Here is a 14,948-nt window from a genome sequence, read left to right on the forward strand (position 1 = left end):
GGAGAGCAAGTTCGATGATCGATGCCAGATGCAGTTGCGGTGCTCTTGCGCTGTCGCTTCCGGGACCATCGCGGCTCGTCGTCGCCTGTCATTGCCTCGACTGTCAGCGACGAACCGGCGCGCCGTTCGGCGTCGGTGCCTTCTATCCGGTTGAGGCCGTTACGATCTCAGGGACGCCGAAGCAGTACGTTCGAACAGCCGCGAGCGGCGGCAAGGTCCGCAGCTATTTTTGTCCCGACTGCGGCTCGACGGTCTATTGGCAGGCGGACAATCTGCCTGCGATGATCGGCGTTGCCGTTGGCGCGATCGCGACTCCGGACTTTCCGGCGCCGATCAGATCGGTGTTCGAACAGTCGAAGCATGACTGGGTGGAGATATCAGGCGCCGAGCACTTCCAGCAAAGCAGCGCGCCGAAGAAGAATTCGAGCTGAGCGCGTCAGAAGCTGGTGCCGGCTGAGGGGATTGAACCCCCGACCTTCGGTTTACAAAACCGCTGCTCTACCGCTGAGCTAAGCCGGCGACGCCTAGAGACGGGCAGGGCCCGGCAGTGCCGGGGCTGTCTGCCCGTGCGCGCCGCAATACCAGACTTGATCGGAAAGTGCCAGAACCCGGGCTTCCCGCCGCAAGACATGAATCAGGCGGCCCTAAGGCCGCCTGACGTGTCACGGGTTGATGATGCACCTTACTGGCAGATGTGCCGGCGGCCGTCTGCGCCCTTGAACCAGGTGCCGGGCGTACAGACGAACCCGTTACGCTCAGCGTAACTGCGGGTGTCCCAGCCGCGATTGTCCCAACCGCGGTTGTCCCATGAATTGTCGTAGGCGTAGGAATTGTCCCAGGCGCGGAACGGCGCGGAGGCAATCGCGCCGGCGGTGCCGATAGCGGCGCCGGCTACGCCGGCCGCGACGTCGGTCGGCCAGAAGCCGGTGCGGCTCCTGTTCCAGTCGTTATTCCAATCGCCATTGGTCTGGCGATAGGACGCGCGGCGATGGCGATAGCCGCTATCGGTGTATGGGTTTCCTGGGCCGAGGTTCTGGCAGTTGGCGTTGGGGAATTGCGCGGAGCAGCGGCCGGGATTGGTGACGACCGCCTGCGCCATGGCAGAGCCAGCCAGCATGGTCGCCGCAATCGCCGTGGCTCCGAGAAGCTTGATGTTCATGGTTGTTGGCTCCCATTTTGTTGACGGGGGCTAAATGCCGAAGGCGCCCGACGTTCCGGTGAAACCGTTGGATTTTCGCCAGCGAATGGTCAAACGGATGTGAGCGCGCGGCGCGGTTCCTCCGGCGGCGCAATGCGCCGTTAACGCTTTGCTAGCTCGCTTTGCAGCATTTGAGCGGCGCGCAATCCCTACACATTAGGCTTACCGGAAGTTGGTGAGCGGGCCTTAACCCTCTGTGTGCGGCGATCGGTTAGGTTGCCGCCGGATAACCGGGGTCCCCTCATGCGTGCTGTGGCGCTCGCCGCCTTTCTGATCGGACTGCCTGCGACGGCATTTGCCGGCGGCTTCGATGTCGTCGTTCCCGGCCGTCCCGGCGTGCCGATCATCATCAACAACATCGACGCGTCCTATGCCGTCGTCGAGGGTGTCTGGGGCTTGGGCAAGAACCAGCAAGTGCAGCCCACGATCTATGGCGGGCGCTATGTCGCCGAGCGGCAGCCCGAAGACGTCGGCCATTATTATCCGACGCTGGGCCTCCGGCCCGGCTACGGCCGGCTCGAGGTCGAGCCGCCCGCGAACCGCAAATTGCCGAAGCCGGCCGAGAGCTATCACCAGAGCTGGGGCGCGCAATCGGCGCCGCTGCCGCCGCAGATGGATGTGCCAGTCGATCCGCCGCCGGTGATCTTCGCCCCTGAGATCAACAATCGTCCGCGGCCACTGCGACCGCGGCCGCACACAGAGATACCCGGCAGGCCGCCGGGTTAAGAAACGTCAAAATCCAACAAACGGAATTCAACAGGAGAGAGTAATGCGTCAGATGATTTCGGGACTGGTCGCGGCGGCTGCCGTGATGTTCGCCGCGACCGCGCCGGCCGCGGCCTGCGGCTTCAACCCATGCCAGCCGGTTGCGCCGGTCTATTCCGGCTGCAACACCGGTTGCGGCGGCTACGGTTATGGTGCCGGCTATGGCGCCTATGAGCGTCTCGCCGAGCCGACCACGCAGTATTATTACGTCAACCAGGGCCCGACCTACACCGGCCCGGGCGCCTTCGCACCGTATCCGACCTATCGTGAAGACGCGGTCGTCGCGCCCGCCAATTACGGTTATGGCTATCGCGCCGCCGTGGCTCCCTATCACCGCCCGCACTACCGTCCGTACCGCTACGGCTACGGCCCGCGCTACGGCTATCTGCCGCGCGTGAACTACGGCCATGGTCCGCGCTACGGCTACGCCCACCGCCACGCGCCGATGCCGTACTACGGTGGCCACCGCGTGCTGCGCCGCTATTACTGATCTCTGATCGGTTGAGTTACGGGACGCCCGTCCGCGCGATGCGGACGGGCGTTTTGTTTTTGATGTGACGCGAAGCCGCTATCGCTTCATCAGCCCCAGCCGGCTCGCGCCGACATAGAGCGAGAGCACGGCGGCGTTCGACACGTTGAGGCTCTTGATTTCGCCGGGCATGTCGAGCCGCGCCACGACGCTGCAGGTGTCGCGGGTCAATTGCCTCAGGCCCTTGCCTTCGGCGCCGAGCACGAGCGCGAGCGGCTCGCGCAGTGCGACGTCCGAGAGGTCCTCGCTGCCTTCGCTGTCGAGGCCGACGGTCTGGAAGCCGAGGTCGTTCAGCGTGGTCAGCGCGCGAGCGAGGTTTTGCACGGTCACCATCGGCACCAGCTCCAGCGCGCCGGAGGCAGCCTTTGCGAGCACGCCGGTCGCTTCCGGACTATGGCGCGCGGTGGTGACGATCGCCTTGACCGCGAAGGCGGCCGCCGAGCGCAGGATGGCGCCGACATTGTGGGGATCGGTGATCTGGTCGAGCACCAGCACCATGCCTTCCTGGGACAAGGTCTCAATATCAGGCGAGGGCAGGGCATCGGCCTCGGCGAGCAGGCCCTGGTGCACGGCATCGGGCGACAGCAGGCGGTCGATCTCCTGGGGCCGGACGATCTCGGGGGTGACGCGGGTTTCGATATTTTCGTCCGCAAGCCGATTTGCGGCGTTCTCGGTCAGCGTCAGCTTGCGGATCCGTCGCTCCGGATTGGCCAGCGCCATGGTGACGGTGTGCCAGCCATAGAGGATGACCGGTCCGTCGGGGTCCGAATCACGGTCGCGCCAGGCCGGCCGGCCGGCCGATTTCCCGGGCCTGTTGAAGGGCTTAGCCCCGCCGCGGGGACCCCTGGGGGTGAATTTTCGATCCTTCATGGGCTCGCTTGTGTCACGGGTCCCGGAATATGGCAATTTGGGTGGCTTCCGAGGCGATTTTAGCTGTTCGCCTCGGTTGACTTTGCCCCACCGCTTCGCCCATAAACGCGCCCGGTCGCGCCCCCATCCGGGCTGTCGCGGCCTTCACGTTCCATGGCCGTCTTCGGTCGCCGGCAAGGTCCGGCCCGATTGTGCTGCCGTCGAGCGGGGGAGTGTCCCGAGTGGCAAAGGGAGCTGACTGTAAATCAGCCGCCTCATGGCTTCGCAGGTTCGAGTCCTGCCTCCCCCACCAGCCTTCGCTCGCTTCGCGAGCTACGGCTAGGCAAGCCAGCACAAATGCTAGTGGCGCGAAGTGAGCGAAGGCTGTCACGCTGTAGCCCGCAGGGCGTAGGCGGACCGGCTCTAAACGCATCTCACCCCATCATCTCCCTGACCATCGGCACCACCTTCCGCCCATAAAGCTCGATGCTCTTCATCATCTTCTCGTGCGGCAGGGGACCCGCCGAATACTTCAACTGAAACCGCGCAATACCGAGCGCTTTCGCGGTCTTCGCGATCTTGCGTGCGACCGTCTCCGGCGCGCCGACATAGAGCGAACCGTGCTCGGCTTCGCTGACGAATTCGTCGCGCCCCATCGGCGGCCAGCCGCGCTCCTTGCCGATGCGGTCGCGCATCGCCTTGTAGTCGGGCCATAGCTGCTCGCGCGCCTCTTCATCCGTCTCGGCGACATAGCCGGGCGAGTGCACGCCGATCGGCTGCGCAGGTCGGCCGAACTCCCTAGAGGCGCGGTGATAGAGCTCGACGAAGGGCGCAAAGCGCGCGGGATCGCCGCCGATGATCGCGAGCATCAGGGGCAAGTCGTAATGCGCGGCGCGCACCACCGATTGCGGGCTGCCGCCGACGCCGATCCAGGTTTTAAGCCGGCCGTTCTCGACCGGCGGATAGACCAGCTGGTCCCGCAGCGGCGGACGCAGCTTGCCTTCCCAGGTCACCGGCTGCTGCGACAAGAGTGCCGTGAACAGATCGAGCTTCTCCTCGAACAGCTCTTCGTATTTGCGCAGGTCGAAGCCGAACAGCGGAAAGGATTCGGTGAACGAGCCGCGGCCGAGGATCACCTCGGCGCGTCCGTTCGACAGCGCATCCAGCGTGGCAAAGCGCTGGAACACGCGGATCGGATCGTCCGAGCTCAGCACCGTCACGGCCGAGCCGAGATGGATGCGCTTGGTGCGCGATGCGATCGCGGCGAGCACGGTCTCGGGCGAGGAGATCGCGAAATCAGATCGGTGATGCTCGCCGAGGCCGATGAAGTCGAGGCCGAGCTCGTCGGCGAGCACGGCTTCGTCGACGACGTTGCGGATCACCTGCGCGTGGCGAAGCATGGCGCCTGAAGCGTCCTTGGTGACGTCGCCAAAGGTATCCAGTCCGAATTCGAGCGGTGCGGTCATTGATCAGGTCTTCTGGGCGCCGCTGGCGCCTGTCGCTGTGGGAAGGGATCGTTTTGCGGTGGAGCTAGGCCGTGCCGGCCGATGCAACAATGCTGCTTCGAGAAACGCACCGTTTCCTTTTTGGATCGCGTCAGGCTCGCGCCCGCGAGTTTAGTCGGATTGGGCGAACATCTCGACCAGGGTCTCGCGCAGCCAGCGCTGCGCCGGGACGGTGTCGTTGCGCTGGTGCCAGAACAGGCTGACGATGCGCGGCGGCGCGCGAAGCGGAAGCGGCATGGCGTGCAGGAACGGCGCGTGCCGGGATTGCGAGCGCAAATCGCTCGGCAGCACGGCGATCAGGTCGGACTGGCGCACGACTTCGTAAGCGGCGCTGTAGTGATTGACCGTCGCGACCAGGTTGCGCGACAGCCCGCGCGAGGCAAGGAAGAGATCGTAGGACGGCAGGGTCTTGCCGGCGAGGCTCACATCGACATGCCCTGCGCTCAGGAAGCTGCGCGTGCCGAGCCGCTTCTGTGCGGCGAGCGGATGGCCGCGCCGCATGAAGCAGGCGTAGTCGACCGTCCACAGCGAACGCGAGCGGATGGCGGCCGGCTGCTGCGCTTCGTTGACATAGACGCTCAGCACGCAGTCCACCCTGTTGCCCTCGAGCTGATCGGCGATCTCGAGGATCGTGTTGGGGACGGTATGGACGCGCGCCTTGGGCGCGATCTTGCCGAAATGACCCAGCAGATTCGGCATCACCAGCGAGGCGACGTAGTCCGACATCGACAGGCTGAACTCGGTCTGCGCGCGGCGCGGATCGAACACCTGCTCGTCAAGCGCGCCGCGGACGGTTTCGAGCGCCTCGCCGATCGGCTCCCACAACACCACCGCGCGCTGGGTCGGTCGGATGCCGGTGCCGGACCTGACGAACAGGGGATCGCCGAGCGCGTCGCGCAGGCGCGCGAGTGCGTTGCTGACGGCCGGCTGCGTCATGAGCAGCGCGTTCGCGGCGCGCGTGACGCTGCCCTCGGTCATCAGGGCTTCGAAGACCTTGAGCAGGTTGAGGTCGAGCGATCGGAACGACAGAACATTCACCGTGGTGATGTATGGGATCACGATTATAAATTATGACGATAATATCTCTTTGTCTATGGTTCCCCTAGGGACACTGCGGATGCCGGTCCGCCGGACTGAGGGGGACTTTGATGTCGATGATCTCGGCGCGCATAGAGCGCCTGCCATTCGCGCGCTTCCACACGCATCTCCTGTTGATGGGTGGGCTCGGCTACATGTTCGACGCGATGGACGCGGCCGTGCTGGCGTTCATCCTGCCGGTGCTGCGTACGGCCTGGAATCTGACAAGCGTGCAGATCGGCGTGCTTGGCAGCAGCACCTATATCGGCTTCCTGTTCGGCGCGTTGCTGGCGGGTACGCTCGGCGACCTCATCGGCCGCCGCGCGGTGATGATGTCGGCGCTGGCGCTGTATTGTGCCGCATCGATCGTCAGCGCGGCCGTGGACAGCTGGTCGTCGTTCTTCGCCGCCCGCGTCGTCGCCGGCATGGGCACCGGCGCCGAGAGCGCGATCATCGCGCCTTATCTCGCCGAGTTCGTGGCGCGGCGCTTCCGCGGCAGCTTCACCGGCGCGCTGGCCGGCTTCTTCTCTTTCGGCTTCGTCGCGGCGGCCTTGCTCGGCTACTTCATCGTTCCCGCCTATGAGAACGGCTGGCGCATCGTGCTGGTCATCACCGCAGTGCCGGTCGTCATGCTGCTGTGGTGGCGCAGGGCGCTGCCGGAATCGCCGCGTTGGCTGGAAAGCCGCGGCCGGGTGAAGGAAGCCGAAGCGGTATTGGATAAGATCGAAGCCGGCTTCGCACGCCAAGGGCATGTGTTGCCGCAGCCGGTCGTCGATGCGGTCAGCGCGCCCGCCGCCGGGGGGACGCTGCTTGCCAATTTCGCGGCGCTGCTCGCCGGCCGGCAGGCGCGCATTACCATCATGACCTGGATCATGTGGCTTGCGATCACCTTCAGCTATTATTCCTTCTTCGTCTGGATCCCCGGCTTGCTGGTCCAGAACGGCATGAGCATCACCAAGAGCTTCGCCTATTCGATCGCGATCTATTGCGCGCAGATTCCCGGCTATTTCAGCGCCGCCTGGTTCAACGAGCGCATCGGCCGACAGGCGACCATTGCGTCCTACATGGTGCTCGGCGGCGTCAGCGCGCTCGGGCTCGCCTTCGCGCAAAGCGACCAGCACATCATGGTCGCGGGGATCTTGCTGTCGTTCTTCATGAACGGCACCTATGCCGGCGTCTATGCCTATACGGCGGAGGTGTTCCCGACGCCGGTGCGAACCACCGGCGCCGGCCTTGCTTCGGCGATCGGCCGCATCGGCGCGATCGTCTCGCCGATCCTGGTCGGCTATCTCTATCCCAATTTCGGCTTCGCCGGCGTGTTCGGCCTGACGACCAGCGTGCTGCTGATCGGAGCGCTCACCGTCGTGGTGATGGGGGTGCCGACGCGCGGCCGTTCGCTGGAAGACATTGCGGCGGGTGAGGTCGCATGAGGCAAACGACACGCCGAGCCGATCCGCTGCTCGGCGCGGTGGCGGCGGCGCAGGGCAGGGCGGATCAGCCGGACGCCCTGTTCTCGGCGCTGGATCACGCCTTGAAGTCGGCGATCGGGCACAAGCTGTTCACGATCCTGACCTATGACGACGATAGCGGGGAAGCGGCGCGGATCTATTCCAATCTCCCCGGACCTTACCCGACGGGCGGGCGCAAGCGCCTGACGCCGGGACCGTGGACCGAGGCTGTGCTCGACCGCGGCGAGGCCTATATCGGCCGTACCAGGGACGATCTGCGCAGCGTGTTTCCCGATCACGAATTGATCGCCTCACTCGGCTGCGAGAGTGTGCTCAACATGCCCGTGCGCTGGCGGGGACGCACGCTCGGTTCGCTCAACCTGCTTCATGAGGCGGGCTGGTACGGCGCGGACGATGTCGCCGCGTGCCTTCCCTTCGCCCAGCTCGCATTGCCCGCGCTGCTCACACAGTCCTGACCGGACAGGAAACGACCATGCCCACCACACTCTTCAAGAACGCCGCTCTGCTCGATCCGCTTCAGCCGGATTTGCTGGAGGGCCATCACGTGCTGGTCGAGGACGATGTGATCAAGGAGGTCTCGGACCAGCCGCTCCAGGCCTCGGCCGACCGGACCATCGACCTGAACGGCAAGACGCTGATGCCCGGCCTGATCGACCTGCATGTGCATGCGGTGGCGGTCGAGCTCAATCTGGCGCAGCAGGTGCACATGCCGAACGTGCTGGTGACGCTGCGCTCGACGCTGCTGCTGCGCGGCATGCTGCGCCGTGGCTTCACCACGGTCCGCGATGCCGGCGGCGCCGGCCACGCGCTGAAGCAGGCGATCGAGACCGGCCTGACCGACGGGCCGCGGCTGTTCGTCTCCGGCCGCGCGCTGAGCCAGACCGGCGGCCACGGCGATATGCGGGCGCGCTCGGATTATCTCGCCAGCGACGCGCCGTGCCCATGTTGCGTGCGCGTCGGCGCGCTGGCGCGCGTCGCTGACGGCGTCGACGGCGTGCGCAGGGCGGTGCGCGAGGAGCTGCAGATGGGCGCCGATCAGATCAAGATCATGGCGTCCGGTGGCGTTGCCTCACCGACCGACCCGGTCGGCGCCTTTGGCTATTCCGAGGACGAAATCCGTGCCATCGTCGAGGAGGCGCGCGGGCGCCAGACCTATGTGCTGGCCCATGCCTACACCGCTGCCGCCATCGAGCGCGCGGTTCGGTGCGGCGTGCGCACCATCGAGCACGGCAATCTGGTCGATGCGCCGACCGCGCGCCTGATGGCCGAGAAGGGCGCCTATGTGGTGCCGACGCTCGTCACCTATGAGGCGCTCGCTAACGAAGGCGCGCAATATGGCCTGCCGCCGGAGAGCGTGGCCAAGATTGCCGATGTCCGCGACGCCGGCCTTCGCTCGCTCGCGATCTATCGCGACGCCAGCGTCAAGATGGGCTTCGGCAGCGACCTCCTTGGACCCTCCCAACGCCTTCAGAGCGACGAATTCCGCATCCGCGCCGAGATTCTCGGCCCGCGCGCCGTCATCGCCAGCGCGACATTGATCGGCGCCGAGGTGCTGGGCATGGAAGGCAAGCTCGGCCGGATCCTGCCCGGGGCCATCGCCGACCTGCTGGTGGTCGACGGCAATCCGCTGCGCGATGTGGCCTGCCTGCTCGGCCAGGGCGAGCGCATTCCAATGGCGATGAAGGCAGGCAAGGTCCAGTTCGACAGGCTGAGCGCGTAGCTAGCGCCGCCCCCATCGCCTGCGCCGATGCATCCTATTTCGAGATGCGCACGACCATCTTGCCGAGCGCTCCGCGCGTCTGCATGGTCCTGAACGCTTCCCGGAAATCGTCCAGCGCGAAAACGCGGCCGACCACAGGCTTCAGCTGGCCATCGGCGAGCCAGCCCGTCAGCTCCGACATCAGGCGCTTCTGCAACTCGGGCTCGCGCGTTGGAATCTGCGCGAGGTCGACACCGAGCAGAGCGCCGCCTTTGAGCAGCGGCAGATTGAACGGCAGCGCGGGAATGGCGCCGGCGGCAAAGCCGACCACGAGATGGCGCCCGCGCCAGGCGATGGATCGAAACGCCTGTACCGAGATATCGCCTCCAACGGGGTCGAAGATCACGTCGGCACCATGTCCGCCCGTCAACTCCTTGAACCTGTCGCGCCAGTCGGCCTGCGTATAATCAATCACTGCGTCGGCGCCGTGCGCCTGCGTGAATTCGCGCTTCTCCGGTGTCGATGCCGCTGCGATCACGCGCGCGCCGAGGAGCTTGCCGATCTGGACGGCCGCGATTCCGGTTCCGCCGGCCGCACCCAGCACCAGGAGCTGCTCGCCTGCGACCAGCATGGCGCGGGCGCTCAGCGCATAGAGCGCGGTCAAATAGTTGGCGCGAAACGAGGCGGCGACCTCGGCCGCAACGCCGTCGGGCAGCGGATAGACTGCTTCGGGCGTGACGACGATCTCTTCAGCAAGCGCGCCTGACCGCGTCATGCCCATCACGCGCATGCCGGGTTGATAGCCGCCGGGCGCGCCGGGAGCTTCCTGGACCACCCCCGCGAACTCCGTTCCCGGAATGAAGGGCAGGGGATCCTTGGTCTGATAACGTCCCTCGATCTTCAAACCGTCGACAAAGCCGATCCCGGCGGCTTCCACGCGGATGCGCAATTGCCCCGGCTCCATCGACGGGGGCGGGATGTCCTTCAGTTCGATCTGATCGATGGTTGCGTATTGCTCGACGACGACGGCTTTCATGTCGGACCTCTGTTGTTCCAGTTATCCTGACAGGTCCCGAGACTAATCTCTTGTGTCTACCGCCACATCCCGCGCATCCGCGCCCCGATGTCGATCTTGGGCCCCTGCGCCGCAGCGCGCGCGGCGCCCGCGGCGGCCTTCGGCCAAGCGGTGCGCTCGAACAGATGGACCAGCTGCTCCGGGATGAAGCGGGTGCGCGAGGCGTAGACGTGGCGGTCGCCCTTGGCGGCCTGGCCGTGGGTGAAGAAGCGCTGGGGCACGACGAGGTGCAGATCGTCCTTGGCGCGCGTCATCGCGACGTAGAGCAGGCGGCGTTCCTCCTCGAGCTCGGCGCTGGTGCCGGCGCCGAGATCGGACGGCATGCAGCCGTCGACGACGTTGAGCACGAACACCGATTTCCACTCCTGGCCCTTGGCCGAGTGGATGGTGGAGAGGATCAGATAGTCCTCGTCGCGCAAGGGCGGACCGGATTTGTCGCTGGTCGCATCCGGCGGATCGAGCGTCAGCTCGGTCAGGAATTTTTGGCGCGAGGCATAGCCGCTCGCGATCTGCTCGAGCTGCATCAGATCGGCGCGCCGGGTCTCGGAATCCTCGTGGATGCGATCGAGATGCGGTTCGTACCAGAGCCGCACGCGCTCGAGATCAACAGGCCATTCCGAATAGCGCAGGTTCTCGACCGTGCGGACGAAGTCGGTCCAGTCCGCGCCGGTGCGTGGCGGCACCGGCAGCTGGCCGAGCGCGGCGAGCGGATCGGTGCTTTCCGCCATCTGGTCGAGCACGCGCTGCGCGGTCGCAGGGCCGATGCCCGGCAACAGGTGCAGGATGCGGAAACCGGCGACGCGGTCGCGCGGATTCTCGGCAAAGCGCAGCAGCGCCAGCACGTCCTTGACGTGCGCGGCGTCCAGGAATTTCAGTCCGCCAAATTTCACGAACGGAATGTTGCGGCGGGTCAGCTCGATTTCGAGCGGGCCGGAATGCGAGGACGTCCGGAACAGCACCGCCTGGTGCTTCAGCAGCGCGCCTTGCTCACGGTTCGCCAGCACCTCTTCGACGATGTAGCGCGCCTGATCGGCCTCGTCGTGCACGGTGACGAGCTGCGGTTTGTGCGCGGCGGCGCGGTCGGTCCAGAGGTTCTTGGTGAAACGCTCGCGCGCGAGGCCAATGACGCCGTTGGCCGCCGCCAGCACCGCTTGCGTCGAGCGGTAATTGCGGTCGAGCGTGATCATCTCGGCGCGGGGCGAGAAGCTCTGCGGGAAGTCCAGGATGTTGCGCACGGTGGCGGCACGGAACGAGTAGATCGACTGGGCGTCGTCGCCGACCACGGTGAGCCCGCGACCGTCGGGCTTCAGCGCCAGCAGGATCGAGGATTGCAGGCGGTTGGTGTCCTGGTATTCGTCGACCAGCACGTGGTCGAAGCGGCCGCCGATCTCGTTAGCGATCAGGGTATCGCTCATCATCTGCGACCAGTAGAGCAGGAGGTCGTCGTAATCGAGCACGTGCTGCGCCTGCTTGGCCTCGACATAAGCCGCGAACAGGCCTTTCAGCTCGGATGCCCAGCCTGCGCACCAGGGATAGTGCTGCCCCAGCACCTTCTCGATCTCCAACTCGGCGTTGACGCAGCGCGAGTAGATCGAAAGACACGTGCCCTTGGCCGGAAATCGGCTCTCGGTCTTCGACAGGCCGCGCTCGTGCCGGACCAGGTTCATCAGGTCGGCGGAATCCTCGCGGTCGTGGATGGTGAAGGCAGGATCGAGGCCGATCCGCTCGGCATATTCGCGCAAGAGACGCGCGCCGATGCCGTGGAAGGTGCCGGCCCAGCTGAGCGCATCGCGCATGATCGCGGCGTTGTTCTCGCCCAGCACCTTGCGGGCGATGCGCTCGACCCGTCCGGCCATTTCGGCCGCGGCGCGGCGGGAAAACGTCATTAGCAGTATGCGGCGCGGATCGGCGCCGGCGACGATCAGATGCGCGACGCGGTGGGCCAGCGTATTGGTCTTGCCGGAGCCTGCTCCTGCAATGACGAGCAGGGGGCCGCCCACGGCGCCCTCGGCCACGCCATGCTCCACGGCGCGGCGCTGCTCCGCATTGAGCGTGTCCAGATATGTTGCCACGAATCGCCCCGGTGAAAGGGCGAGAGTCGGCGATCCCGCCGCGAATCGCAATGCGGCTGGACGAAACCGGGTTTAGGATTTAGGGGGAAAGACGGCCCAGGGTTCCAGTCCGAAAAGTGCACCCGGCATGACCGAGCTCAAGCCCGACCAGTTCGAGATGCGGCGGCTGGAATCGCTCAGCAACACCATTTTCGGTGTCGCCATGACGCTGCTGGCCTACGACCTGCCCAAGGCGGCGGTGTTCACCGGCGCGCCCGGCTGGAGCGACCTCGCCCATGTCTATTCCGGCAAGCTCGCCGGCTTCGCGCTCAGCTTCATCATCGCCGGCGTGTTCTGGATCAGCCATCACCGGCGGCTGGCGCGCCAGCCTGTCGGCAGCCGTGGCGCGGTGATCCTCAATCTGTTCTTCCTGCTCTCGATCGTGCTGCTGCTGCCTGTGACCAACGGCCTCTACACCAATTACGGCATGAGCAGCGCGGTCGCGGTGCTCTATGGCCTGCACTTGACCGCGATCGCCGGCCTCAATGCCTGGCTGTGGTGGACGATCCTGGGCGGCTGGCGCCAGGAGATGATTGCCTCGCTGTTTCCGCTCCTTGTGTTCATCCCGGGCACGATCGTGGCGGCGTTCGCGCCGCATATCGCGCCCTTCGTGTGGTTCATCGCCTTCGGCGGGCTCGTGATCCAGCGCTTCACCATCGCCCGGCCCAAGCCGGACGCGTAAGCGCCATCTCACCCCTATGTCGCGCCGAACCCATCGGCCGGCACGTAAAGCTTGACCGGGCGGATTTCGTAGACCGCAGTCGGATTGACCGCACGCAGCTTCCGCGCCGCCGCGATCGCCTCCTCCTCGGTGGCGCATTCCATCAGGTGAAAGCCCAGGAGCTGCTCCTTGGTCTCGGCAAACGGGCCGTCCAGCACCATGCCCGCGCCGGGACCACGCAAGGTGCGGGCCTTTCGGGTCTCATCCAGACGGGCCGCCGGCCCGAACTGGCCGCTGGCTCTCAGGGGCGCCTGAACCTCGATGACTTTGGCCACCACTGCGGCGTCCTGCTCCGGCGTCCAGGACATGACCTCGTCTTCCACATGATAGGCCAGGATGGCGTAAAGCATCGTCACCTCGTTTTTTTCTGCACAGATCCCAAGGACGCAGCACCGCAGGCGCTGCCGACAATCCCGAAGCAAAATATTGCGTGGCACGCAAGCGACGAAACCGTCCTGAAACCCGATTGCGCCCCTGCAGTGTGAACGCCGCCGGAACCGGTCGCGACTGATGACCACAACAACAAGATTTTCGCTGGAGGCGGCAATGTCGGGTCATACCATCAAGATCGTTTGCAAGATCATCTGCGACGCGCGTCGGGCCGGACCATCGGAGCCTGCCGACCTGCACGACCAAAGCGGCCATCACCGCTATTACGGCAGCTCGGCCGAGAACGGCGGCGAGCGCATCGTGGAAAGCCGGCGCGGCAAGCGCCCGCGTGCGCTCGGTATCTGCGGCTTCTGAAGTCTTGCGAGACCGTTTTCCAATATGGATGTCCTGCAAATATCGATCGCGGCGATGCCGTTCCTGCTCGCACTGATGAGCCGGACGGGGAAGGTTATCGTGCCGTGCCTGCTGACAAGCCTCTTCACGGTGCTGCTCGGCGCGGAGCCTCACCGCGCGGTCGTGGCCTGGTGCGTCGGCATGCTGATTGCAGCCGTGGCGTTCCGCGAGCGGCTTCGCGCGGGCTGACAGGCGGCCGTTACGGGGCGTTCAAGACCTGCTTGACCAGGGCTTCGCGCAGCGCCGCCAGTTCGCCGCTCGCCTCCATCTGGGCGATCACCTTGCCCACCTTCGGCACCAGATCGCGATGGCGTTCGTGCAGGTAATGGTAGATGTGGATGCGCTCGAGTGGCGGCGAGAGCGGGTAAATCCTGGCCTGCAGATTGAGTTTCCTCACCGCAGCGAGCCCGCTGAAGAGGTCGGTGAACATCACGTCGAAACGGTCGGCGTCGAGCATCTTGACCATGTTGTCGAGGCCAGTGGTCGCGGTAACGCGGTCCATGCCGCGCGTGCCAGCTTCCGAGGAGCCGACGCCACGGACGATGCCGATGCTGTAGTCCCTGATCGAATCCCAGCCGGCGACCTCAAACCGGAGTTTGGTCGCGAACACCGCGGGCTCGATGTAGTTGATCGCCGGTGTGACCTGGACCAGCGTCGGGTAGTCGCGCGAGAGTGTTCCGATCCGCTGGATCTCGCCGTCGACCTCGCCGTTGCTCGACAGCGTGAGTGCACGCTTGCCGGGGACGTCCTCGAATTCCAGCGTAATGTTGAGCTTGGCATAGACAGCCCGCAGCATCTCGCCGCCGACATATTGATCTGGGATGTCGGCGATGCGCGCCAGCCGGATCAAGTCTTGCGCCTGCGCGGGACCGGCTGCGAGCAACGACAGGCAGGCGACGATCAGCCGCCACATGAGGCGTCTCCTTCGGTCGTGCATTGCTACCATTGGATTCGGACGCCGGCGCGATCTACCGGGAGTTGGCGCCTGCACAGGCCGCACCGATTACCGCTCGCCCGCCATGCGAGCGACTCCGGACACTCACCGATGTCATTCTATCACGCGCAGTGGTAGTTTGCGCCGGAATCCTGCTGCTGGGCGCAAGACAGGGTGATTGCGCATCGGACGACCAGGCAGGCGTCTCGACTCTTGGACAGCTCGAGACTGCA

17 protein-coding genes and 2 tRNA genes are annotated in these 14,948 nt (G+C 65.6%); 10 read left to right on the plus strand and 9 right to left on the minus strand.

Translation table 11 applies throughout. The features are described from left to right. Positions 1-14: 14 nt before the first annotated feature. Positions 15-431 carry a GFA family protein gene (locus IVA81_RS08705; protein WP_247314707.1) on the plus strand — a complete coding sequence of 139 codons (417 nt, stop codon included), beginning with the start codon at positions 15-17 and terminating at the stop codon, positions 429-431. 13 nt (positions 432-444) lie between these two features. On the opposite strand, the gene IVA81_RS08710 is transcribed toward IVA81_RS08705, so the two are convergent. Next, positions 445-519 (minus strand) — tRNA-Thr (locus IVA81_RS08710). Positions 520-682: 163 nt separating this feature from the next. Further along, positions 683-1,159 (minus strand): hypothetical protein, encoded by a 477-nt coding sequence (locus IVA81_RS08715; protein ID WP_247314709.1) that lies wholly within the window; start codon positions 1,157-1,159, stop codon positions 683-685. Between the two features lie 282 nt (positions 1,160-1,441). On the opposite strand from IVA81_RS08715, the gene IVA81_RS08720 reads away from it, so the two are divergent. Continuing rightward, positions 1,442-1,924 (plus strand): hypothetical protein, encoded by a 483-nt coding sequence (locus IVA81_RS08720; RefSeq protein WP_247314711.1) that lies wholly within the window; start codon positions 1,442-1,444, stop codon positions 1,922-1,924. A gap of 43 nt (positions 1,925-1,967) precedes the next feature. Continuing rightward, positions 1,968-2,453: a hypothetical protein gene (locus tag IVA81_RS08725; protein ID WP_247314713.1), complete on the plus strand. Its 486-nt coding sequence runs from the start codon at positions 1,968-1,970 to the stop codon at positions 2,451-2,453. Between the two features lie 78 nt (positions 2,454-2,531). Here the strand turns inward: IVA81_RS08725 and rlmB are convergent, their stop codons facing one another. After that, positions 2,532-3,362 (minus strand): 23S rRNA (guanosine(2251)-2'-O)-methyltransferase RlmB, encoded by an 831-nt coding sequence (gene rlmB, locus IVA81_RS08730; protein ID WP_247314715.1) that lies wholly within the window; start codon positions 3,360-3,362, stop codon positions 2,532-2,534. A gap of 206 nt (positions 3,363-3,568) precedes the next feature. On the opposite strand from rlmB, the gene IVA81_RS08735 reads away from it, so the two are divergent. Beyond that, positions 3,569-3,654, plus strand: a tRNA-Tyr gene (locus IVA81_RS08735). A gap of 121 nt (positions 3,655-3,775) precedes the next feature. On the opposite strand, the gene IVA81_RS08740 is transcribed toward IVA81_RS08735, so the two are convergent. Both IVA81_RS08740 and IVA81_RS08745 read right to left on the minus strand, forming a co-directional pair. Continuing rightward, positions 3,776-4,807, minus strand: a complete 1,032-nt coding sequence (locus IVA81_RS08740; protein WP_247314716.1) for an LLM class flavin-dependent oxidoreductase — start codon at positions 4,805-4,807, stop codon at positions 3,776-3,778. 150 nt (positions 4,808-4,957) lie between these two features. Further along, the gene (locus tag IVA81_RS08745) at positions 4,958-5,905 is read right to left on the minus strand and encodes a LysR substrate-binding domain-containing protein (protein ID WP_346659379.1); all 948 of its coding nucleotides are present in this window, start codon (positions 5,903-5,905) and stop codon (positions 4,958-4,960) included. 89 nt (positions 5,906-5,994) lie between these two features. Between IVA81_RS08745 and IVA81_RS08750 the strand changes: the two genes are divergently transcribed. Genes IVA81_RS08750 through IVA81_RS08760 form a run of 3 tightly spaced genes read left to right on the plus strand, consistent with a single transcriptional unit; the run spans position 5,995 to position 9,112 of the window. Further along, complete coding sequence (locus tag IVA81_RS08750; protein WP_247314718.1) at positions 5,995-7,353, plus strand: MFS transporter; 1,359 nt, start codon at positions 5,995-5,997, stop codon at positions 7,351-7,353. Continuing rightward, positions 7,350-7,847 (plus strand): GAF domain-containing protein, encoded by a 498-nt coding sequence (locus IVA81_RS08755; protein WP_247314720.1) that lies wholly within the window; start codon positions 7,350-7,352, stop codon positions 7,845-7,847. The genes IVA81_RS08750 and IVA81_RS08755 overlap by 4 nt, the downstream gene beginning before the upstream one ends. A gap of 17 nt (positions 7,848-7,864) precedes the next feature. After that, a complete protein-coding gene (locus IVA81_RS08760) occupies positions 7,865-9,112 on the plus strand; it encodes an amidohydrolase family protein (RefSeq protein ID WP_247314722.1) in 1,248 nt (415 codons plus the stop codon). A gap of 34 nt (positions 9,113-9,146) precedes the next feature. Here the strand turns inward: IVA81_RS08760 and IVA81_RS08765 are convergent, their stop codons facing one another. Next, positions 9,147-10,127 (minus strand): NADPH:quinone oxidoreductase family protein, encoded by a 981-nt coding sequence (locus tag IVA81_RS08765; RefSeq protein WP_247314724.1) that lies wholly within the window; start codon positions 10,125-10,127, stop codon positions 9,147-9,149. A 56-nt stretch (positions 10,128-10,183) separates the two neighbouring features. Then, entirely contained in the window at positions 10,184-12,238 is a 2,055-nt protein-coding gene (locus tag IVA81_RS08770; protein ID WP_247314726.1) for an ATP-dependent helicase, read from the minus strand. Positions 12,239-12,365: 127 nt separating this feature from the next. On the opposite strand from IVA81_RS08770, the gene IVA81_RS08775 reads away from it, so the two are divergent. Beyond that, the gene (locus IVA81_RS08775) at positions 12,366-12,959 is read left to right on the plus strand and encodes a TMEM175 family protein (protein ID WP_247314728.1); all 594 of its coding nucleotides are present in this window, start codon (positions 12,366-12,368) and stop codon (positions 12,957-12,959) included. 14 nt (positions 12,960-12,973) lie between these two features. Here the strand turns inward: IVA81_RS08775 and IVA81_RS08780 are convergent, their stop codons facing one another. Continuing rightward, a complete protein-coding gene (locus IVA81_RS08780) occupies positions 12,974-13,348 on the minus strand; it encodes a YciI family protein (RefSeq protein ID WP_212308581.1) in 375 nt (124 codons plus the stop codon). Between the two features lie 196 nt (positions 13,349-13,544). Between IVA81_RS08780 and IVA81_RS08785 the strand changes: the two genes are divergently transcribed. Next, a complete protein-coding gene (locus IVA81_RS08785; protein WP_247314729.1) occupies positions 13,545-13,742 on the plus strand; it encodes a hypothetical protein in 198 nt (65 codons plus the stop codon). A 24-nt stretch (positions 13,743-13,766) separates the two neighbouring features. Further along, positions 13,767-13,970 carry a hypothetical protein gene (locus IVA81_RS08790; RefSeq protein WP_247314731.1) on the plus strand — a complete coding sequence of 68 codons (204 nt, stop codon included), beginning with the start codon at positions 13,767-13,769 and terminating at the stop codon, positions 13,968-13,970. Positions 13,971-13,980: 10 nt separating this feature from the next. Here IVA81_RS08790 and IVA81_RS08795 read toward each other — a convergent pair whose 3' ends face one another. After that, positions 13,981-14,694: a transporter substrate-binding domain-containing protein gene (locus IVA81_RS08795; protein WP_247314733.1), complete on the minus strand. Its 714-nt coding sequence runs from the start codon at positions 14,692-14,694 to the stop codon at positions 13,981-13,983. Between the last annotated feature and the right edge of the window lie 254 nt (positions 14,695-14,948).

The organism is Bradyrhizobium sp. 141, assembly GCF_023074055.1.
Classification (GTDB): Bacteria; Pseudomonadota; Alphaproteobacteria; order Rhizobiales; family Xanthobacteraceae; genus Bradyrhizobium.